The organism is Mesorhizobium sp. M0761 (genome assembly GCF_040320205.1).
GTDB lineage: Bacteria > Pseudomonadota > Alphaproteobacteria > Rhizobiales > Rhizobiaceae > Mesorhizobium.
Window position 1 is genome coordinate 92297 of the sequence record NZ_JAMYPF010000006.1, and the last position, 20989, is coordinate 113285.

General features: G+C 63.4%; 20 protein-coding genes and 1 tRNA gene. 16 read left to right on the top strand and 5 right to left on the bottom strand.

The genetic code is table 11. The features are described 5' to 3' along the window. Positions 1 to 8 precede the first annotated feature (8 nt). Complete coding sequence (locus NKI32_RS11990; protein ID WP_353002695.1) at positions 9 to 902, top strand: SDR family oxidoreductase; 894 nt, start codon at positions 9 to 11, stop codon at positions 900 to 902. Positions 903 to 1178: 276 nt separating this feature from the next. Here the strand turns inward: NKI32_RS11990 and NKI32_RS11995 are convergent, their stop codons facing one another. Continuing rightward, complete coding sequence (locus NKI32_RS11995) at positions 1179 to 2225, bottom strand: class I SAM-dependent methyltransferase (RefSeq protein WP_353002697.1); 1047 nt, start codon at positions 2223 to 2225, stop codon at positions 1179 to 1181. Between the two features lie 266 nt (positions 2226 to 2491). On the opposite strand from NKI32_RS11995, the gene NKI32_RS12000 reads away from it, so the two are divergent. Next, positions 2492 to 4471 (top strand): putative bifunctional diguanylate cyclase/phosphodiesterase, encoded by a 1980-nt coding sequence (locus NKI32_RS12000; RefSeq protein ID WP_352596748.1) that lies wholly within the window; start codon positions 2492 to 2494, stop codon positions 4469 to 4471. A 140-nt stretch (positions 4472 to 4611) separates the two neighbouring features. Here the strand turns inward: NKI32_RS12000 and NKI32_RS12005 are convergent. Further along, positions 4612 to 4701, bottom strand: a tRNA-Ser gene (locus NKI32_RS12005). Positions 4702 to 5068: 367 nt separating this feature from the next. On the opposite strand from NKI32_RS12005, the gene NKI32_RS12010 reads away from it, so the two are divergent. From NKI32_RS12010 to NKI32_RS12020, 3 genes are all read left to right on the top strand, one after another. After that, the gene (locus NKI32_RS12010; RefSeq protein ID WP_023693165.1) at positions 5069 to 5776 is read left to right on the top strand and encodes a 50S ribosomal protein L21; all 708 of its coding nucleotides are present in this window, start codon (positions 5069 to 5071) and stop codon (positions 5774 to 5776) included. Between the two features lie 99 nt (positions 5777 to 5875). Further along, complete coding sequence (gene rpmA / locus NKI32_RS12015; protein ID WP_015315190.1) at positions 5876 to 6145, top strand: 50S ribosomal protein L27; 270 nt, start codon at positions 5876 to 5878, stop codon at positions 6143 to 6145. A gap of 131 nt (positions 6146 to 6276) precedes the next feature. Next, positions 6277 to 6864, top strand: coding sequence for a GNAT family N-acetyltransferase (locus tag NKI32_RS12020; RefSeq protein ID WP_023688901.1), 588 nt, complete (start codon positions 6277 to 6279; stop codon positions 6862 to 6864). Between the two features lie 193 nt (positions 6865 to 7057). On the opposite strand, the gene NKI32_RS12025 is transcribed toward NKI32_RS12020, so the two are convergent. After that, positions 7058 to 7921, bottom strand: coding sequence for an endonuclease/exonuclease/phosphatase family protein (locus NKI32_RS12025; RefSeq protein WP_353002698.1), 864 nt, complete (start codon positions 7919 to 7921; stop codon positions 7058 to 7060). A 166-nt stretch (positions 7922 to 8087) separates the two neighbouring features. On the opposite strand from NKI32_RS12025, the gene obgE reads away from it, so the two are divergent. Next, entirely contained in the window at positions 8088 to 9119 is a 1032-nt protein-coding gene (obgE, locus tag NKI32_RS12030; protein ID WP_023693164.1) for a GTPase ObgE, read from the top strand. A 2-nt stretch (positions 9120 to 9121) separates the two neighbouring features. Next, the gene (gene proB / locus NKI32_RS12035) at positions 9122 to 10249 is read left to right on the top strand and encodes a glutamate 5-kinase (protein WP_353002700.1); all 1128 of its coding nucleotides are present in this window, start codon (positions 9122 to 9124) and stop codon (positions 10247 to 10249) included. Positions 10250 to 10275: 26 nt separating this feature from the next. On the opposite strand, the gene NKI32_RS12040 is transcribed toward proB, so the two are convergent. Continuing rightward, entirely contained in the window at positions 10276 to 10761 is a 486-nt protein-coding gene (locus NKI32_RS12040; RefSeq protein ID WP_023668693.1) for a hypothetical protein, read from the bottom strand. 78 nt (positions 10762 to 10839) lie between these two features. Here NKI32_RS12040 and NKI32_RS12045 point away from each other — a divergent pair, with 78 nt between their 5' ends. The 3 genes from NKI32_RS12045 (at position 10840) to NKI32_RS12055 (ending at position 14224) form a co-directional block, all read left to right on the top strand. Next, on the top strand, positions 10840 to 12120 hold the full coding sequence (locus NKI32_RS12045; protein WP_353002702.1) for a glutamate-5-semialdehyde dehydrogenase: 1281 nt from the start codon (positions 10840 to 10842) through the stop codon (positions 12118 to 12120). Between the two features lie 163 nt (positions 12121 to 12283). Then, positions 12284 to 12877 carry a nicotinate-nucleotide adenylyltransferase gene (locus tag NKI32_RS12050; protein ID WP_352512182.1) on the top strand — a complete coding sequence of 198 codons (594 nt, stop codon included), beginning with the start codon at positions 12284 to 12286 and terminating at the stop codon, positions 12875 to 12877. Positions 12878 to 12943: 66 nt separating this feature from the next. Next, on the top strand, positions 12944 to 14224 hold the full coding sequence (locus tag NKI32_RS12055) for an MFS transporter (protein WP_353002703.1): 1281 nt from the start codon (positions 12944 to 12946) through the stop codon (positions 14222 to 14224). Between the two features lie 15 nt (positions 14225 to 14239). On the opposite strand, the gene NKI32_RS12060 is transcribed toward NKI32_RS12055, so the two are convergent. Continuing rightward, the gene (locus NKI32_RS12060; RefSeq protein ID WP_352537831.1) at positions 14240 to 15094 is read right to left on the bottom strand and encodes a mechanosensitive ion channel family protein; all 855 of its coding nucleotides are present in this window, start codon (positions 15092 to 15094) and stop codon (positions 14240 to 14242) included. A 241-nt stretch (positions 15095 to 15335) separates the two neighbouring features. Here NKI32_RS12060 and rsfS point away from each other — a divergent pair, with 241 nt between their 5' ends. The 6 genes from rsfS to NKI32_RS12090 all read left to right on the top strand — a co-directional run bounded on the left by rsfS (position 15336) and on the right by NKI32_RS12090 (position 20947). Next, positions 15336 to 15713, top strand: a complete 378-nt coding sequence (gene rsfS / locus NKI32_RS12065; protein WP_023668698.1) for a ribosome silencing factor — start codon at positions 15336 to 15338, stop codon at positions 15711 to 15713. A gap of 62 nt (positions 15714 to 15775) precedes the next feature. Next, positions 15776 to 16258: a 23S rRNA (pseudouridine(1915)-N(3))-methyltransferase RlmH gene (rlmH, locus tag NKI32_RS12070; RefSeq protein WP_353002705.1), complete on the top strand. Its 483-nt coding sequence runs from the start codon at positions 15776 to 15778 to the stop codon at positions 16256 to 16258. A 122-nt stretch (positions 16259 to 16380) separates the two neighbouring features. Beyond that, complete coding sequence (locus NKI32_RS12075) at positions 16381 to 17739, top strand: murein hydrolase activator EnvC family protein (RefSeq protein ID WP_353002706.1); 1359 nt, start codon at positions 16381 to 16383, stop codon at positions 17737 to 17739. A 1-nt stretch (position 17740) separates the two neighbouring features. Then, positions 17741 to 19066: a S41 family peptidase gene (locus NKI32_RS12080; protein WP_023668701.1), complete on the top strand. Its 1326-nt coding sequence runs from the start codon at positions 17741 to 17743 to the stop codon at positions 19064 to 19066. A 181-nt stretch (positions 19067 to 19247) separates the two neighbouring features. Continuing rightward, positions 19248 to 20429, top strand: coding sequence for a divergent polysaccharide deacetylase family protein (locus NKI32_RS12085; protein ID WP_353002708.1), 1182 nt, complete (start codon positions 19248 to 19250; stop codon positions 20427 to 20429). Between the two features lie 2 nt (positions 20430 to 20431). Next, positions 20432 to 20947, top strand: a complete 516-nt coding sequence (locus tag NKI32_RS12090; protein ID WP_352520825.1) for an RNA pyrophosphohydrolase — start codon at positions 20432 to 20434, stop codon at positions 20945 to 20947. Positions 20948 to 20989: the final 42 nt, after the last annotated feature.

Genomic DNA, 20989 nt, shown 5'->3' on the forward strand with positions numbered 1-20989 from the left:
AAATCATCATGCGTGTGTTCGTTACCGGCGCCACCGGTTTTGTCGGTTCGGCTGTTGTGCGGGAATTGCTCGGGGCGGGCCATCAGGTGCTTGGCCTCGCGCGGTCGGAAGCAGGTGCGGAGTCGATCGTGGCCGCGGGTGCCGAGGCGCATCGCGGCGATATCGAGGATTTCGACAGCCTGCGCAGCGGCGCTGCCCAATCGGATGGCGTCATCCACACGGCCTTCAACCACGACTTTTCGAGATTCGCCGCCAGTTGCGCAGTTGACCAGCGCGCCATCGAAACGCTCGGCGCGGCGCTCGAGGGTTCCGAGCGGCCGCTGCTTGTCACCTCCGGCCTCGCCGGTTTTGCGCAGGGAAGGCCGGCAACCGAAGACGACAAACCCGCGCCTCCATCGGCCGCCATGCCGCGCGCTTCGGAAGCAACGGCCGTGGCGCTCGCAGCGCGCGGGGTGCGCGCATCGACGGTGCGGCTGGCGCCGACCGTCCATGGCGAGGGCGATCACGGTTTCGTGCCGATGCTGATTGCCATTGCGCGTGAAAAGGGCGTCTCGGCCTATGTCGGCGACGGCGCAAATTGCTGGGCGGCGGTGCACCGGTTCGACGCCGCCACCCTGTACAGGCTGGCAGTGGAGAAGGGGGCGGGCGGCGTCAGCTATCATGCGGTTGCCGAACAGGGCGTGGCGAGCAAAGAGATCGCCGAGATCATCGGCCGCCGGCTCGGCCTGCCGGTCGTTTCCATAGGCCCCGAGGACGCGGCTGCGCATTTCGGCTTTCTCGGGCATTTCATCGGCAGGGACTTGTCGGCGTCAAGTGAGCAGACCCGCACTGCGCTGGGATGGCAGCCGACCGGGCCGGGGCTCGTCGCCGATCTCGATCGTGCCCGCTATTTCGAGGCCTGATCAGGCCGGCCAGTCGCGTTGCATTGCACGACCGACAGCCTGGCGATCAGCGGCAGTGCCAGCAACACGGCCAGCCGCAGCGCGCCGAGCGGGCAGCACCGTCGTGCTGCCGGAACCGCCGCCACATCTGTATGGCGGCAAGCAGAACGAACACGGCGTAGGCCGCCCGCAGCCCGGACGACCTGCTCGCCCGTCGCCGGAAAGCCGGCGAAGGCATGGCCTCGTCATGGCAGACCTACCTTGTTACGGGGATGCGCGCGCGATTCCCGCGCCTAGTTAGAGATCGCCCTTCCTCACCTTGCCGTAAACGATATTCCGGTTCGAGCCATAGTAGACTTTCGCGTCGAAAGGACTCCCGCCGAGGGCGGCATTGATGATGTCCCACATATCGTCGGCCGAACGTAGGATGAGCGGCCAATCCATGAAAGTCTCCATGTACCCATCCGTCGTTATCCCGTCGCTGAAATTGGCAAACAGGAATTCGCCACCGGGCTTGACGAGTTCCATGGCTCTTTGAAGCAGGCGGACGCCGATGGCACGCGGCAGGTAATCGTAAAGCCCCGATGCGTAGACGAGATCGAATGTGCCAAGGGCGTAGGCGCGGCGCAGGATGCCGCGTACGGAACCCTGGACTGCCTCGACTGCCGTGCCGGCAAAGTCGTGGTTCACCGTGGCTACGCTGACGGGGTCCTGATCCAGGCCGATCCAACGTTGCAGTTTATGCCTGGCCAACGCGTCGGAGCGTTCGGCTTCCCTGAGGTGGCCGCAGGCAATCGCCAGCACCTCAGCCTTTTCCACACTACTGGCCGTCTCGTCCACGGTCCTGGCCAGAATATCCCGCCGCTCGCGCCCCGCCACCGAACTGGCAGCTTCACTGGTGTACGCATAGATTTGCCGACCAAGTAAGGTCGACGAGGCCACGATCTCGTCGGCGATCGGATGCTTGTAGTAAATATCCAGCAGGCCTGCATCGCCCGAATACCCGCGCGGTTTTTCGACCGACCACCGCGTGAACGGGTCCTGGAGCAAATATTCCGCAACCCGATGCTGCTGAGCCAAAGGAACGAGTTTCTGCCAAACCGCGGGAGCAACCTGCCGGCGGAGCTTGTGGAGTCGCCCCGCCAAACGATGGACAATGGGGGCGGCCGGTTTGTGCCGCGCAAAGGCTTGATGAGCAAGGTCCAGTATCAGGGCGAGCTGGGCCGTGCTGTCCCTCAACTCGTCGGAGTCAGCCGCCTCTTCGGAGGTCGCAACATGTTTCTTCATCAGCCTGGTGGTGACCAGGCTGTATTGGTCGAGCTGCAGTTTTGGCTTGATAGGCATGCCGTTTACTCTCCGGTTACCGCCCCGGTCCCCGGCCAGCAGCATAGGTGCGCCGCCAACCAATGCTAACAATTTTAATTAAATTTTAGTAAAATTTTAATCAATGGAACGGCCATCAATCCTGCAAACTGGCTAAATCCGAACCGCCCGTTTACCCTCGGTTAGCGACATCTGACTTTTCTTGCGGACAGGGACGTCTTCATTCCCCGACCGCAGGCGACGTCGGCTGTTGCATTCGCTACTGCAGATCGCGGAGGAGCGTTGCGATGCAACTGAGCGAGGACGTTGCCCAGAAGGTGGCGGCAGCGATTGGACGTCCGCGGTGGCATTCCGCCGATCCGGAACTCCTGACACTGTTCCTGCAGAAGGATGCCGATGAGAATCGCAGCCTTGTGCGATGGGGTATTGCGGCTGCTGTATTCAGCTATGTGGCCTATGGCCTTTTCGATTGGTTTCTCTTTCCGGATGTCGCCGGCCGGCTTGTTTTGACGCGCGTTACGCTAGGGGTCACTTCCCTGGCGCTTGTCGAATTTGTCGCCCGACGGGGCTTTGCCCTTGCCACCTTGCACCTTGTAGCAGCGCTGGCGATTGTCTCCGGTGCCCTTGGGTGGCTCGTCTCCGCTGTTGGAACAGAGCATCAGGATGCCCTCTCCCATTTCATGGTTTTTGGCACAGTGTTCATCCTGGGTGCGAATCTGTTCTTCAACTTCCGTTTTTGGCTTTCAGCCCTTGCCTCCGCGACGGTCGCCGCAAGCTTTGTGTACGCCGCGATGTTCTCCCTTCAGGCCGACATCGCCGGCCGCATCGTGCTGTCGGCCTATTTCGTGAACTGCCTCGTCTTGTCGCTTTATCTTTCCTGGCGGCTGAGCCTGGAGCGGTACCAGACCTTCCTGCACGCGCTTCGGGCGCAGTTCCAGGAGCAGGCTGCTATCAAGAAGGGGCAGAAGCTAACCGAAATCGCCGACACCGATCCGCTCACGGGAATGAAGAACCGCAGGGCGATCATTCGAGAATTCTCGGAGCTGCGCGAAGACTGGGCCGCGGACGACGACGAGATAGGGCTCATTCTGATCGACGTCGACTACTTCAAAAGGTTCAATGACGGACTTGGTCATCAGGCCGGCGACGATTGCCTGATCAAACTCGCCCATGTCCTCTCCGAGATGGCGGCTGCCAACAACGCTATCGCGGCCCGCTATGGCGGAGAAGAATTCGTCATTCTCTGCAAGGTCACCGGGCGGGCTCACCTTCATGAGATAACGAAGAAATTCTGTCGCGCTGTAGAGGATTTGGATATCTACCACCCTGATCGGGGCGACAAGCTCAACATCGTAACGATCAGTGCCGGGGCGTCGTTGACGCGCGCCGATCAGAGCATAGAGCTTAGAATCCTGCTGCAGGAAGCTGACCGCGCGCTCTACGCGTCCAAGTTTGCCGGTCGGGCTACGTTCACGATTTACGACCCGCACGCCACCAGCCAGGATCGCTCCGGCGAAAATCTTTCAGAACTGCTGAAGGTGGCAGTTTCCAACCAGCTCGTTTCTGTCGCTTACCAGCCAATTCGCGAGCTGGCGTCGGGCCGCGTGCTGGGGCACGAGAGTCTGATGCGTGTATGCGACTTCGACGGCACCATGATCAGTCCGTCCGTATTCATACCCGTTGCCGAGCAGACCGGAGCGATCGTGGAACTGGGTACATGGCTGATCGATCGAGCCTGCGGTGACATGGCGGAATACGGATTGGGCTCGGTCGTGACGGTGAACGTATCCGTTCTTCAGCTCAAGGCTCCCAACTTTTCACTCCGGATCACCGAGATCCTTGGCAGGCACGGCCTTGCGCCCCAGAAACTGGCCATCGAAATCACCGAAGGCAGTGACATCTTTCTGGAGGCGCAAGCGGTAAGAAACGTGGAGCGGTTGCGAAAACTCGGCGTTCAGATCTGGCTGGACGATTTCGGAACGGGATTTGCCGGCCTTACATGGCTGCGCCGGTTCAAATTCGACGTGGTAAAGATCGATCGCAGCTTCCTCCACGATTGCCAGACCTCTCGCGGCTTGAGCCTGTTGCGGGACATGGTCGGACTGCTTCGCAATCTCGGCCATGTCGTGCTCGCCGAGGGCGTCGAAACCGAAGAGCAGTACATATTGCTGCAGCGCCTGGGGGTAAATTTGATGCAGGGCTTCCTCACCGGGCATCCAGTCCCGATCGAAGAGGTAAACCAAATGAGGCAAGGCCTCGTTGCCTAGCGGCAGCCCCTTCGCTGAAGCTTCGGAGGGCATCCTGCTTCGTTCCGGTCCCCCTACGCTACTTCGTAGCTTCGGGCGACACTCCTACGCCCAGATGCGGTTCCGGGTGGCCTGCCACCCGAAGCCCGCAGGGCGTAGGGTGGCGGAGAGGGAGGGATTCGAACCCCCGATGGGCTTGCACCCATGCCGCATTTCGAGTGCGGTGCATTCGACCACTCTGCCACCTCTCCGCGGTCATGGTCGGCCGTTGCCGGCGCGGCGCACTAGATAACGGCTGGGCGGGCAGGTTACAAGGCCAAATCCGCGGGGAAATTCAGCTTCCTGTGCGGGCTTTGCCGGGAGGGCTGCGCCGCGGCCACGTCGGCAGATAGGCCAACCGGTCTCGACCAGAGGGATCGGGCGCGGCAAGGAGGCCGCATGGCCAAGGAATCCGGCCGTTTGCCTTGACTCGTACCGAACCTTCGGTTAGGGGAAGCGCGCAATCGGCGTGGAGGGTTCTTCCACGCCGCTTGTTTTTCGAACCCGCAGACTGACAAAAAGACGGCCGAACCGCGTGACGCGGCTCATCGAGGCCGACCGAACAGCGAAAGGCAAAAAATGTTCGCAGTCATTAAAACGGGCGGTAAGCAGTATCGCGTTGCCGCCAACGATCTCCTGAAGATCGAGAAGCTCGAAGCCAATGTCGGCGATATCGTCGAAATCGGCAGCGTCCTCGCCCATGGCGAAGGCGAAAATGTCACCTTCGGCGCCCCGTTCGTCGATGGCGCTCTGGTCACGGCGGAAGTCGTCGAGCAGGGCAAGAACCGCACCGTCATCGCTTTCAAGAAGCGCCGCCGGCAGAATTCGCGCCGCAAGATCGGCCACCGCCAGCTTCTGACCACCGTGCGGATCGCCGAGATCCTGCTGGGTGGCGCCAAGCCTTCCAAGAAGGCCTCAGCCAAGGTGGAAGCCAAGGAAGTCAAGGCTGACGTAGCGCCCGAGGCGAAGGCCGAGGCCGCGCCGAAGGAAGCCAAGGCGAAGAAGGAAGCCAAAGCCGAGGCTGCTCCGAAGGATGAAGCCAAGACGGAGACCGCCGTCGCCGCGCCGCTGTTCAAGGCGCCGAAGGGCGAGCCGGACGATTTGGCCGTGATCAAGGGCATCGGCCCGGTTGCCGCCGGCCAGCTGCACGAGCAGGGGATCACCACCTTCGCCCAGCTTGCCAAGCTGTCGGACAAGGACGTGGCCAAGATCGACGCGCACATGCCCTTCAGCACCGACCAGATCAACGACTGGCGCGAGCAGGCCAAGGAACTGGCGAAGAAGTAAAACGAACCGGCGACAAGGTTGCCGGATCGGACTTGAAACGGAACGCGAACGCGTTCATAAGACCATTCAAGCGCCCTAGGGCGCATCGGAGTTAGTTAGATGGCACACAAGAAAGCTGGCGGCTCGTCGCGCAACGGTCGCGACTCGCATTCCAAGCGTCTGGGCGTGAAGAAGTTCGGCGGCGAAGCCGTCATCCCGGGCAACATCATCATCCGTCAACGCGGCACCACCTGGCATCCCGGCGTCAATGTCGGCATGGGCACGGACCACACCCTTTTTGCGCTCGAGACCGGCGCAGTCACCTTCAACAAAAAAGCCAACGGCCGAACCTACGTATCGGTCAACCCGATTACAAAAGCCGCGGAGTAGCCGGTTCCGCACTATAAAACCGGCGCCCATCTCGGGAACCGGTGTCTGGCCAAACCAGTGAATGGAGCCAGGAAAAGGATCAGGGGAGATGGGTTTTCCATCTCCCCTTTTTCTTGCTTGGAGGACGTCGAATGGTTGCCGAAGCGGAAGACACCGAAGACGAAAGTTACGCGATAGACTGCCCGGTGCTGGCCACGGAGCGGCTGGTGATGCGCGCCCCGTGTGAAGCCGACATCGCGCAACTGGTCGAGCTTGCCGACAACCGTCACGTCGCCGAGATGCTGGCCCGCATGCCGCACCCCTATGGCGAGGCCGAGGCACGCGCCTTCCTGGCTATGACCCGGTCGCGCCGGGCCGGCATCGCCTACGCCCTGACGCTCGCCGGCACCGACATTTTCGTCGGCTGCGCCGGCCTCAACATGACCGATCGCGGGCTGGAACTCGGCTACTGGATCGGCGAGCCCTATTGGAAGCGCGGCTATGCGACGGAGGCCGCGCACGCGTTGGTCGACCTTGCCTTCCAACGGACGTCGATCCAGGTGCTGCAGGCTTCGACGCGGGTGATCAATCCGGCTTCGCGCCGGGTCATCCACAAATGCGGCTTCCAGTATGCCGGCCAGGGCATGCTGAACTCGATCGTCGCCGGCCAGGTGCCGGTCGAGCGGTACCGGCTGGACAGAAAGACCTGGATCAGTCTTCGAAACTGGGTGCATTTCTAGGTGTTTTGATATTCAGGTGAGGCCGGCCTGCAAACGCGGGTTTTATGCGCTTCCGGTGCACGTACTTAAGTACACTCCGCTCCGGTTCTCGAAAACCAGTGTTTTCGGCTCGGCCTGACCTGAATCTCAACACACCTAGGCGCGTGCCTCCAAACGACAGGTTTGGAAACGTTGGTTGTGGATCGGGCTCAACTTAGCCCATCTCGACCCAAATCGGGAGATGGTCCGAGCCGACCGCTTCACGGTCGACCCACAGGCGCTTCAGCGATCCGGCGAGCGAGGCCGAGGTGAAGATGTAGTCTATGCGCTTGTGGCGGCTTGTGTCTTCGGGTCGCGTGGGATCGACCCAGGTGACGACGTCTGGTGTGTTCAGGCGCTGGGCGACGTCGACGGCGAGATCGGCGGTCAGCGGCATACCGAATTCATGGTCCGGGCGGCCGACGAGTTCGACATATTCGGGCGAGCCGGGCAGCATGTTGAAGTCGCCCATGACGATGAAGGCTTCGGGATAGGGCAGGTCCGGCAGGCCGATCTCGGGAATGCCGGAGAGACCGCCGCCCTCGAAGGCATAGTTCAACAGGCGCTGGCGCAGGAACCGGATCTGGCTGGCGCGCTCAACCGGACTGCGATGGTCAAGATGCGTGGAATAGAAGCGGATGAAGCCGAGCGGGGTCTCGACCAGCGCCTCGAGTGCGCCGCGCTGGAAGTTCATCGCCTCAAGGCTGCGGCTGCGCGGCAAAAGCAGATTGCGCGACAGATGGATCGGCGTCTTCGACAGCACCATGTTGCCGAGCTGGAAAGTGGTGGTGATGGCGCGGCCGGCCTCCAGGCGCGAGCCGACATTGACCTCGAAATTGCTGCCGTAGGCGGCAAAATATTCGGGCAGCGCGTCGCCGATCTCGGCGACCATGTCGCGGTTGCCGTTCCTCGGATTGTTGCGGGTCACTTCCTGCAGCGCGATCACGTCGGCGCCGCGAACCGCCTCGGTGATGCGGCCGAGATCGTAGCGGCCATCCAGACCGATACCGTACTGGATGTTGTAGCTTACAACCTTCATTCCCGCGCCCCTCAAGCTCCGTCCGCGACACTGCTACCGCGTCCCCGACAAAAGGGCATCCGGCGCTTTAGTCGCAAAACGGCCTCGCCCTTGGCCGCGCCTTGGTTTAGAGCAAGGCGCAAGATCTAAAGCAAAGCCGCAAGGCCAACAGAAACTGCGTAGTCCAATGAAATTTCTCGATCAAGCCAAGGTTTATATCCGCTCCGGCGACGGTGGCGCCGGCTCTGTGTCGTTCCGGCGCGAAAAATTCATCGAGTTCGGCGGCCCGGATGGCGGCGACGGTGGCCGCGGCGGCGATGTCTGGCTGGAAGCGGTCAATGGGCTGAACACGCTGATCGACTATCGCTACCAGCAGCACTTCAAGGCCAAGACCGGTGTCCACGGTATGGGCCGCAACATGACCGGCGCCAAGGGCGCCGATGTGACGCTCAAGGTGCCGGCCGGAACCCAGGTGTTTGCCGAGGACAATGAGACGCTGATCTGCGACCTGACCGTGGTCGGCCAGCGCTTCCTGCTGGCCAAGGGCGGCAATGGCGGTTTCGGCAACCAGCATTTCAAGACCTCGACCAACCAGGCGCCTCGCCGCGCCAATCCGGGCCAGCCCGGCGAAGAGATGAATGTCTGGCTGCGGCTGAAGCTGATTGCCGACGCCGGCCTGGTCGGGCTGCCAAATGCCGGCAAGTCGACTTTTCTGGCAACCGTCACCGCAGCCAAGCCAAAGATCGCCGACTACCCCTTCACCACGCTGCATCCAGGTCTCGGCGTTGCCCGCATCGATGCGCGCGAATTCGTCATCGCCGACATTCCGGGCCTCATCGAGGGCGCGCATGAGGGTGTCGGCATCGGCGACCGGTTCCTCGGCCATGTCGAGCGCACGCGTGTGCTTTTGCACCTGGTCTCGGCGCAGGAGGAAAATCCTGGAAAGGCCTACAAGACCGTGCGCGCCGAGCTGGATGCCTATGGCAATGGGCTGATCGAGAAGGTCGAGATCGTCGCGCTGAGCCAGGTCGATATCCTCGACGCCGATGAGCGCAAGAAGAAGGTTGCGTCGCTCAAACGCGCTGCCGGCCGCGCGCCGATGCTGCTGTCGGCGGCCACCGGCGAGGGCGTCGAAGCGGTGCTGCGGGCGCTGATGGCGGTTGTCGGCGAAGCGCGCGACAGGGCTGCCGCTCCCGTCGAGACCCGCTGGGACCAATAGCGATGACGGCGCAATCGCTGACAAAATACCGGCGCATCACGGTCAAGATAGGTTCGGCCTTGCTGGTCGACCGCACCAGCGGCCTGAAGCGCGACTGGCTTGCCTCGCTTGCCGAGGATATTGCGGTGCTCGCCAATGGCGGCGCCGAGATCCTGGTCGTATCGTCCGGCGCCATTGCGCTCGGCCGCACCACTCTCGGTCTCGGCAAACGGGCGCTGAAGCTGGAAGAAAGCCAGGCGGCTGCGGCCGTCGGCCAGATCGCGCTGGCCGGCGCGTGGTCGGATGCGCTGGGCAAGGGTTCGCTGAAATCGGGCCAGATCCTGCTGACGCTGGGCGACACCGAAGAGCGCCGCCGCTATCTGAATGCCCGCGCGACGATCTCGACGCTGCTCAAGATGAAGGCGGTGCCGGTCATCAATGAGAACGACACGGTGGCGACCTCCGAAATCCGCTATGGCGACAATGACCGGCTGGCGGCCCGGGTGGCGACGATGATGGGCGCCGACCTGCTTGTGCTGCTCTCCGACATTGACGGGCTCTATACGGCGCCGCCGGCGCGCGATCCCGATGCAAAATTCATTCCGGTGGTCGACCGCATCACGCCCGATATCGAGGCTATGGCCGGGGCGGCCGCATCCGAACTGTCGCGCGGCGGCATGCGCACCAAGCTCGATGCCGGCAAGATCGCCACCGCCGCCGGCACCGCCATGATCATCACCTCGGGCACCAGGCTGTCGCCACTGATGGCGATCGAGCGTGGCGAGCGCGCCACCTTCTTCAGGCCGAGCGCCAATCCGGTGAAAGGCTACAAGACCTGGATCGCCGGCCAGCTCGAACCGGCGGGGCGGCTCACCGTCGACGCCGGCGCCATCGGTGCGCTGCTGTCCGGCAAATCTTTGCTGCCGGCCGGCGTCAGGCTGGTCAGCGGCAATTTCTCGCGTGGCGACACGGTGGCGATCCTGTCGCCCGAGGGCCGCGAGATCGCGCGCGGGCTGGTTGCCTATGATGCCGCCGATGCCGTAAGGATCGCAGGCCTGAAGACCGCCGAGATCGAAACCGTGCTCGGCTACGAGGCGCGCTCGGCGATGATCCACAGGGACGATCTGGTAGTGAGCGGCGCGGCCGAGTGAGGCGCGGCCCTGCGATTGACGGCGCGCTACTTGTCAGGTTCACGCGGCCATTTGGGCGGGTTGCGGTACCTCTCCTGAACGTCCCGTTGAATTTTCAGAAGCTTGCTGCAACCTCCCAACTGTCCTTCAATGATAGCCTTGGCACGTTTATCCATTTCGGCTTGGGGGAGGTCCGTCCCGTCTGCGATGAGGTCGTGCATGACTGAGTCGGCCATCATTGCGTCTGTCGCTTTTTCCTCCTCCATCTTTTTCTTGAATTCTGCTTCAAGCCTCACACGCGGCCCACATCCATGTCCCTCCTCAACTACGACGTAGATTTGGGAAAACGGCGTCGGTAGCGCGCCGCAATAGCGCTCAGCGAGTACGAGGGACATCATCGAACCTACCATGGTCATGGCCAGGCCATCGGGGCTCTCGCCGAGTTCGATCTTGTCATCGCAGTAATCGGCTGCGCGAAGGCCGGTGGGCGCCAGCATCGTGGCCAAAGCAAACAAGACTGCGGCGCTCTTCATTCTGCTCTCCCGAATTTGCGGCCATTGCCGCGAAGGCCGGCCGCGTGTAAATCCACCAGGCTTCACCGGAGCGGTCAGATGTTGAACAAACACCAAGGCGAAGATGTAGCCAGTTTGTTGGCACGGATAGGCCGCAATGCGCGCGCCGCCGCCCGACCGCTGGCTATCGCCACGACCAACGCCAAGAATGCCGCACTCGTCGCCATGGCCGACGCGATCATTTCGCGTGAGCAGGACATTCTCGACGCCAACGCCATCGATGTCTCGAATGGCCACGAATCGGGATTGTCCGGCTCGTTCATGGACCGGCTGAAGCTCGATCCGGCGCGCACCCGTGCCATGGCGGATGGCATCCGTGAAATCGCCGAGCTCAGGGACCCGGTCGGCGATGTGATCGCGGCCTGGGATCGCCCCAACGGCCTGCAGATCGAGCGCGTGCGCACGCCGCTCGGCGTTGTCGGCGTCATTTATGAAAGCCGGCCGAATGTGACGGCGGATGCCGGCGCACTCTGCCTCAAGGCCGGCAATCCGGTGATCCTGCGCGGCGGCTCGGACTCGCTCAATTCATCCGCCGCCATCCATGCCTGCCTGGTCGAGGGCCTGAAGGCCGCTGGTTTGCCTGAGGATGCCATCCAGCTGGTGCCGACCACCGATCGCGCCGCCGTCGGTGAGATGCTGAAAGGGCTTTCCGGCAATCTCGACGTCATCATTCCGCGGGGCGGCAAGAGCCTGGTCGGGCGCGTCCAGAGCGAGGCGCGGGTGCCGGTCTTTGCCCATCTTGAAGGCATCTGCCATCTCTACATCGACCGCTCGGCCGATCTTGACATGGCGGTCAGGATCGCCGTCAACGCCAAGATGCGGCGCACCGGTGTCTGTGGCGCTGCAGAGACTTTGCTGGTCGACCGCATGGTGGCCTCCACGCATCTGGTGCCGATCCTCGACGCGCTACGCGCCGCCGGCTGCGAGATCCATGCCGATCAGGAAGTGATGAAGCTGTTCTTCGACGCCAAGCCGGCGACCGATGCCGACTGGGTGACCGAATATCTCGACGCCATCATCGCGGTAAAACTGGTCGACGGGATTGCCGGCGCCATCGACCATATCGAGACGTTCTCCTCACACCACACAGAGGCGATCATCGCCGAGGATGCAAAGGCTGTGCAGCGCTTCTTCAGCGAGATCGACTCGGCGATTCTCCTGCACAATGCCTCCACCCAGTTCGCCGATGGCGGCGAGTTCGGCATGGGCGCCGAGATCGGCATCGCCACCGGCAAGATGCACGCGCGCGGACCGGTTGGTGTCGAGCAGCTGACCTCGTTCAAATACCGCGTGCGCGGGTCGGGACAGGTGAGGCCTTGAGCGCTGGCCTTACCCTCCCCCTTGTGGGGAGGGTGGCGAGCGCAGCGAGCCGGGTGGGGGTACGACGCTGAATTCTGCAATCCCCCCACCCCGCTCCGCTTCGCGGATCGACCCTCCCCACAAGGGGGAGGGTGGGGCGCCTCTTTCCTCGCACTACCTCCGCATGCCGCATGCCGAAAAGGGCCTTGCCGTCGGCCTGTTCGGCGGCTCGTTCAACCCGCCGCATGCCGGTCATGCGCTGGTGGCGGAAATCGCGCTCAGGCGGCTGGCGCTCGACCAGCTATGGTGGATGGTGACGCCAGGCAATCCGCTGAAGAGCACCAGGGAATTGGCGCCGCTGAGCGACCGGCTGCTCCAGTCGGAGCAGGTCGCCAAGAACCCGAAGATCAAGGTCACCGCCTTCGAGGCGGCGCATCATATTCGCTTCACCGCCGACACGCTGGCTCTGGTCAAGGCGCGCAATCCCGGCGTCGACTTCGTCTGGATCATGGGCGCTGACTCACTTCGCGATTTCCATCGCTGGCAGCGCTGGCGCCAGATCGTCATGACCTTCCCGATCGCCGTCATCGACCGCCCGGGCGCGACGCTGTCCTTCCTGTCCTCGGTCGTGGCCAAGACCTTCGACTATGCCCGCGTCGACGAGGGTGACGCGCCCCGGCTCGCCCGCATGAAGGCGCCGGCCTGGACCTTCATCCACGGCCCACGCTCGTCGCTGTCATCGAGTGCTATTCGCCAGCAAGCCAAGGTAACTCCGTAAGACCAGATCGCCGATGTCGCTTTTACGGCGGCCTTTCGCGATTGGCTGGGCGATGCTGCGCTGGATATGGCCACTTCAGTGAACCAGACCGACATCGGCCCCGATCATGGCACCCCGCCGGCGCCCGTGATCGCCATTGCCAGCGTAATCGTGTCGATGGCGCTGATTGCGGTCGGGAATGGGTTGATGTTCGCCTATATCCCGGTCCGGCTTGGCGTCGAGCGCTTCGATCCGACCTGGGCCGGGCTGATCATCACCGGCCTGTCTGCCGGCGGACTTGCCGGCTGTATCCTGACCGGGCCGCTGGTGCGCCGCGTCGGGCACGCCCGCGCCTTCATGGTGCTGTCGGCGCTGATAGCGCTGTCGAATGCTGCCATTGGCGCCGGCACCTACCCGCTGCTGTGGATCGCGGCGCGCGCGCTTTACGGTTTTGCAATATGCGGCCTGTTCATCGTCGCCCAGAGCTGGCTCAACGATGCCGTCGCAAACGCCATTCGCGGCCGGGTGATGGCGGTGTTTTACGTCGCCTATGTCGCCGGACTTGGCGTCGGCTATGCCCTGCTGGCGGCGGTCGACATCGCGACGGCGCAGGCGCCGCTGATCGGCATTGCCTTCACCGCGGTGTCGATCCTGCCGGTCGGCATGACGCGGTTGGCTCAACCGCCGCCACCTCGCGCAGCCTCCGTGGCGCTTGGCCGCGCCTGGCGGATCTCGCCGGTCGGCGTGGCCGGCATGCTGGCCGTCGGCGGCCTGTCGATGGCGATCGCCGGGTTCGCACCGATCCATGCCACGGCCAAGGGCTACAGCCAGGCCGATGTGGCGCTGCTTTTGTCGGCCATGCCCGTCGGCACGCTGATCCTGCAGATCCCGCTCGGCTGGATTTCGGATCGTACCGATCGCCGTTACGTGCTGGCCGGCGCTGCGGCACTGGCCATCGTTGCCGGTATTCTGGCTATCGGCTTTGACGGTGGCGCTCTGGCGGTGCTGGTGGTGATCTATGTGATCTGGGACGGCGCTTCGGAATCGATCTATTCGCTGGCCAGCGCACACGCCGCCGATCGCGCCGGCAAGGACGACATGGTGGCGCTTTCGAGTTCGTTGCTGTTTGCCTGGTCGCTGTCGGGGTTCATCGTGCCTGGTATCGTGACGGCACTGTCGGCTATCTATGGCACGCAGGCCTTCATTTATGTGGCCATCGTCATCGCCACCGTCTTCTGCCTGTTCGTGCTGTGGCGGGTGGCCACCATGCGCGCCGTCCCCGCTACGGAGACCAGCAGTTTCGCGCCGATGTCGGCGCAGGCGCCGCTGCCGGTGGACCTCGCCTACGCCCCGGAAGATCAGCGCTGAACGGTTTCACAGCTCCTACTGCCTGGTGGCGGCAGTTTCCTGTCGAGCCTCCGGCGGAGGTGCGGGAACCGAAATGGCTTCGGCGTCGAACGCCTGCTTGACGCGTTTGGTGAGATCGATCTGGGTGGCGAAGAAATCCGCCGCCGTGGTCCAGTAGCGCAAGGTGATGGCGACGCTGGCATCGCCCACGGTGGCAACGAAGGCGATCGGCGCCGGCTCTCGCTTGACGCGGCGCTCGCTGCCGGCAACGCCCAGCATGGTTTTCTGCGCCAGGTCGATGTCGTTCCAGGAGCCGATGCTCAGCGTGATATCGCCGCGGCGCACACCATTACGGGTAAAATTGCGCACCGGCTGGTTCCATAGCGTCGAATTGGGCGCCAGCACATAGACGCCGTCTGTCGTGCGGAGCTTGGTGGCGAACAGGCCGATTTCCTCGACGGTGCCGGAAATGGCGCCGACCTCGACATATTCGCCGATGCGGAATGGCCTGAGCGCCAGAAGCATGATGCCTGCGGCGATGTTCTGCAGCGTGCCTTGCAGCGCCAGGCCGATTGCCAGCCCGATGGCGCCGATGGCGGCGATGATCGAGGCCGTCTGAACGCCGAACTGGCCGAGCACCATGATGACGACCAGGATCAGGATGGCGTAGCGCACGATCTTCGAGAAGAAATGGCGCAGCGTCGCGTCGAAACCATGGATATGGCCGAGGCCGGCTGAGATCGATCGTTCTGCGAGCCCGGCGACGAGATAGCCGACGACCAGCAGGATGATGGCGCCGATGGCGGAGAAGGAATAGGAAACGATCAGCGTGCTGAGTTGCGCAAGGCCAGCCTGCACGGTGAGCAGCGTGTTCTGGGGGTCGATTGGCATCAGGAAAATCCGTTTGGGGGGTGTGTCGATAACCCCTGCCGCGGCCATGGGTTCCGATTTTTCTCAAGGCTCCGGAACCGGAAGTCGTGCACCGCGTTCGCGCTGGCAGGGCCTCCCGTCTTGAAACTGCAAGGGAACTCTGCCTATCTATAGGGTGTCACCTGATTTCGTGGGTGATTTGGTTGTTCTTGCTGCGAAAGGAAATACACTGAGAACAGCATTGCGGAAGAAGGCTGACATCATGCCTTCGCCGGCCAGGATCAGCGTAGATGACGCCGTGTCCCGTGCCATCAAGACAGTCCTTGCCAGTCTGGAAGACTCCAAGGCCGAAAATATTGTCTCAATCGACATTCAGCGGAAATCGAGCCTCGGCGACTATATGGTCATCGCGTCGGGCCGGTCGCACCGTCATGTCTCGGCTGTCGCCGACCACCTGCTCAAGGCGCTCAAGGATGCCGGTCTCGGCACGGCGCGCGTCGAGGGGCTGTCCGGCGCCGACTGGGTCCTGATCGATTCAGGCGACATCATCGTCCATGTCTTCCGCCCAGAAGTCCGCGAATTCTACAATCTTGAAAAGATGTGGCAGGCGCCGGACCTCGAGGAAGAGACCTTGCACTGAGCTCCGTCTCATGTCGTAACCATCCTGGGTGCGACATGGATTGAAAGCTCGCCGAGGCAGGGATGAAGATAGCAGTTCATGCCGTGGGCCGGATGAAGACCGGCCCCGAGAGAGAACTCGCCGACCGCTATTTCGAGCGTTTCGCCAAGGGCGGCCCGGCGATCGGGCTCGAATTCTCTGGTGTCGCCGAGATCGCCGAGGGACGCGCCCAGAACGCCAATGAGCGCCGCCGCGAGGAAGGCCAGAAGCTGCAGGCACAGTTGCAGCCGGGCACGGCGCTGTTCCTGCTCGACGAACGCGGCAAGAACCTGTCCTCAGACGATTTCGCCAACCGTATCGGCCAGTTGCGCGACGGCGGCCGCAAGGCGCTGGTCATCGCCATTGGCGGCGCCGACGGGCACGACCAGTCGATTCGCGATCAGGCTGAGCTGATGGTCTCGTTCGGCGCGGCGACATGGCCGCACCAACTGGTGCGCGTCATGCTGGGCGAGCAGCTCTATCGGGCGGCAACGATTCTTTCAGGACATCCCTACCACCGTTCGTAAATCAGTGGGTCGAGGATCAATCGTCCGGATTTCCGCCCCAATGCGCGGCTGTTTTGTGCTAGGCTTCGGTTCGATCATGGTTGATGGTTCGTTAACGAAGCCACGCATAGAGTCGGGCTTCAATGGCTGACAACGGGAAATCACGAACGGGCTTCCGGCACGCGCGCTGCGGCATCGCTGCAGCGGTGGTTTTGCTGTCGCTCGGGCTTGCGCGGGCCGAAAATACGCTGGACGTGGCGCCCGACCCCGATCTGAGCCGTGCCGAATATGAGAAGGTGTCGGCCGAGATCACGCTGTCGTCCGAACGGCTGGCCAAGCTCGCCGCCGACATTGCTTCGGTCAAGAAGGACCATGCCTCGATCACCGCGGCGCTTATCCAGTCGGCGATGACCGAGCAGAAGCTCGGCCAGGACATCGAGGATATCGGCGCCAGGCTCGAAGGACTGAAGGGCGAGGAACAGAAGATCCGTGTCTCGCTGGCGGCGCGGCGCGACGTGCTGGCCGAGGTGCTGGGGGCGCTGCAGCGCATGGGGCTCAATCCGCCGCCGGCGATCCTGGTCAAGCCGGAAGACGCACTGTCGTCGGTGCGCAGCGCCATCCTGCTCGGCGCAGTGGTGCCCGAACTGCGCCAGCAGACCGACAAATTGCTGGCCGACCTCAGGGAACAGACCCGGGTGACGGGCTCGATCGAGGCCGAGCGGACGCGGCTGACAGCGGCGGTCGGCGAGCAGACGGCGGAAAAGAAACGCCTCTCCATGCTGCTCGAAGCCAAGCAGAAGCTCGAGGCGGACACCTGGACGGCGATGGCCGCCGAAAAGCAGCGGTCCCAGGCGCTTGCGGCCAAGGCCGGCAGCCTGAAAGAGCTGATCGCTTCGCTTGAAGTCGACAAGAGCCGCAAGGCGGCGGATGCCGTCAAGGCAGGCGAACAGAAAGCGGCCGACAGCGATAAGCCCGACGCCGATAACGCCGATGCAGGCACAACCGCGTCGACGGAGCTGGCTTCGCTGCCCGTGCCGGAAGGCAACCGCCTCACCGCCGCCGCGCCGTTTTCGGCACTTCAGGGACAAGTCTCGCTGCCGGTCACCGGCAAGATCAAGCTGCGTTTCGGGGCCGATGACGGTAACGGCGCGGTGATGCTTGGCGACATGGTTGCGACACAATCGGGAGCCATCGTCACGGCACCGGCGGACGGAAATGTGCTTTATGCGGGGCCTTTTCGCTCCTATGGTCAACTCTTGATCCTCAATGCGGGAGACGGCTATCATGTCGTTCTGGCGGGGATGAGCAGAATCAGCGTCGCGTCTGGCCAGTCGGTGCTCGCAGGAGAGCCGGTCGGCGCGATGGGAGAGGCCCGGGTGGCAAGCACCTCGGCCTCGAAGAATGGAAATGCCACGCCGGAACTCTATGTCGAGTTCCGCAAGGATGGAAAACCCGTCGATCCGACCCCATGGTGGGCGGACCGCTTCTCTGGAAGGACGTGAAATGATGCGGAAACTGTCGCTTCTTATTGCCGGTGCGCTGATGGGCGCGTCAGCGATGAGCCTGGTCTATGGCGCGCCCGGCTCGACGGCGAACGCTGCAGGCTCCGAGACCTACAAGCAACTGGCGATCTTCGGCGACATCTTCGAGCGCGTGCGGGCGCAGTATGTGACGCCGCCGGACGACAAGTCGCTGGTCGAAAACGCCATCAACGGCATGCTCACCTCGCTCGATCCGCACTCCTCCTACATGAATGCCGAGCAGGCGCAGGACATGCGCGTGCAGACCAAGGGTGAGTTCGGCGGCCTCGGCATCGAGGTCACCATGGAGAACGACCTGGTCAAGGTGATCACGCCGATCGACGACACCCCGGCTGCCAAGGCAGGCGTGCTGGCCGGCGACTATATCGCCAAGATCGACGGCCAAGAGGTTCGCGGCCTGACGCTCAACGATGCGGTCGAAAAGATGCGCGGCCTGGTCAACACGCCGATCAAGCTGACCATCCTGCGCCAAGGCGCCGACAAGCCGATCGAGTTGACGGTGGTGCGCGATATCATCAAGGTCAAGGCGGTCAAGTTCCGGGTCGAGAACGACATCGGCTACATGAAGATCACCTCCTTCACCGAAAAGACCTATGACGACCTCGAGAACGCCATCGACACGATCAAGAAGCAGGTGCCGAACGACAAGCTCAAGGGCTATGTGCTCGATCTCAGGCTCAACCCGGGCGGCCTGCTCGACCAGGCGGTGAGCGTGTCCGACGCCTTCCTCGACCGTGGCGAGATCGTCTCGACCCGCGGCCGCGACCCGAAGGACGTCACACGCTTCGACGCCAAGGCAGGCGACGACATCGGCGCCAAGCCGCTGATCGTGCTCGTCAATGGCGGTTCGGCCAGCGCCTCCGAGATCGTCGCCGGCGCGCTGCAGGATCTGCGCCGCGCCACAGTGGTCGGCACGCAGTCGTTCGGCAAGGGCTCGGTGCAGACCATCATCCCGCTTGGCGAGAACGGCGCGCTGCGCCTGACGACGGCGCTCTATTACACGCCGTCCGGCAAGTCGATCCAGGGCAAGGGCATCACGCCCGATATCAAGGTCGACCAGCCGCTGCCGCCCGAACTGCAGGGCAGGGACCTGACGCGCGGCGAATCGGACCTCAAGGGCCATATCAAGGGCGCCGACGAGAGCGATACCGGCTCGGGCTCGGCTGCCTATGTGCCGCCGGATCCGAAGGACGATCTGCAGCTGATCTATGCCGAACAGCTGCTGCGCGGCCAAAAGACCGATCCGGCATTCCCGCCGAATCCGGAGAAGGCAGTACTTAACCAGTGAAATCGACTGGTAGCTCTGGCTGCCCAATCGAAGCGATGCAATGCTGCCGGGACCGTGAGGTTCCGGCAGTTTGATTCGGGGGCAGCTGGGCGCTGTGCCTCAAAAGGCGCAGGGGACGCGCCGTCAGTTTTGGATCTGCGCATGGCGAAGATTTCGCTGATCACGCGCCGGGGGATGCGGCTTGGCTGACGTCGGCAAGGACATCGAACGCCCGCTCGGACAGACCGTCCGACCGCGTGCCGCGTCGCGCGGGATCAGCGCTGGCGCCGTCGCGGCGACGCTGGTCGTGCTGGCCGCGGTCGGCATCTCCGGCGCGATCGCGCTGCGCGAGAAGCCGTTCCGCAAACCGGAAGCAATCGCGGTCTCGACGCCGAGGGTGACGGCGGCGGCCGAGCCCGCGGCCGCAGCGCCCCCTGCTCAAGCGACGGCGGCAGCGCCGAAGGCGGAAACGCCCAAGGCCAGCGGTCCGCAGATCATCCATGTGCAAACCCAGGAGGGTGACGGCCCGCCCAATGCAGCCATTGTCATCCATGACCCGTCGACGATCGGCCAGAACCTGAAGATCGCGCATATCCCCGACAGGGCGCTGATCGAGGCCAGCGACACCGGCCCGCTGCCGGTTCGCGCCGCTGACGGCCGGCGGCCGTTCGATGTCTATGCGCGGCCGTGGTCGGGTTCGCGCGGCGCTCGCGTGGCAATCGTCATCGGCGGGCTTGCGGTGTCGCAGACCGGCACGCAGGCGGCGATCGCCAAGCTGCCGGCCGAAGTGACGCTGGCTTTTGCGCCGCAAGGCAACAGCATCGGCCGGTGGATGCAGGCGGCACGGCAGAGCGGGCATGAGGTGGTCATGCAGGTGCCGCTCGAACCGTTCGACTATCCCAACGTCAATCCCGGCCGCAACACGCTGACGGTGGCGGCAAGCCCGGACGAGAATCTGAAGAATCTGCGCTGGGCGCTGTCGCGGACCACCAACTATACCGGCGTCATGAACTATATGGGGGCGCGCTTTTCGGCGGACGCGACGGCGATGGGACCGTTCATGGCCGAACTCGGCAAGCGTGGCCTTGCCTATGTCGATGACGGCTCGTCCGCGCGGAGCCTGGCGTCCGATCTCGCCTTGAAGGACGGAGTGCCGTTCGTTGCCGGCGATACGGCAATCGATGCCGTGCAGGACCGCGGCGCCATTCTGAAAAAGCTCGACGCGCTGGAAGCGACCGCGCGTGCCAAAGGCTCCGCCGTCGGCATCGGCTCGGCCTTCGACCTCACCGTCGATACCGTGGCGTCCTGGGTGGTCGAAGCAAAAAAGCGCGGCATCGAGATCGTGCCGATCTCGGCGGTGGCCATCGACCCGGAAAAAGGCTGATCATGACGAAGAAACCTGTCGACCCCGAGACGCTGCCTTACCGCCCTTGCGTAGGACTGATGATCCTCAATGGCGACGGGCTGGTCTGGGTCGGGCACCGCATCGCCGAGCCGGACAGCGAATTCGCCGGGACCACGCAGCTCTGGCAGATGCCGCAAGGCGGCATCGACGAGGGCGAGGAGCCGCTGCAGGCGGCCGGGCGCGAGCTCTATGAAGAGACCGGCATGCGCTCGGTCACGCTGCTCGCCGAGGCGCCGCACTGGATCAATTACGACCTGCCGCCCGATCTGGTCGGCATAGCCCTCAAGGGGCGTTATCGCGGCCAGACGCAGAAATGGTTCGCCTACCGCTTTCACGGCGAGGCCAGCGAGATCCAGATCAATCCGCCGCCGGGCGGCCACACCGCCGAATTCGATGAATGGGCATGGCGGCCAATGCAGGACCTGCCCGATCTGATAGTGCCGTTCAAACGCAAGGTCTATGAGGACGTGGTGACGGCGTTCCGGCATTTGGCTTAGGCGGCTCGCTGTTGCGACGTCCATGATCTGTCCTTACTGATA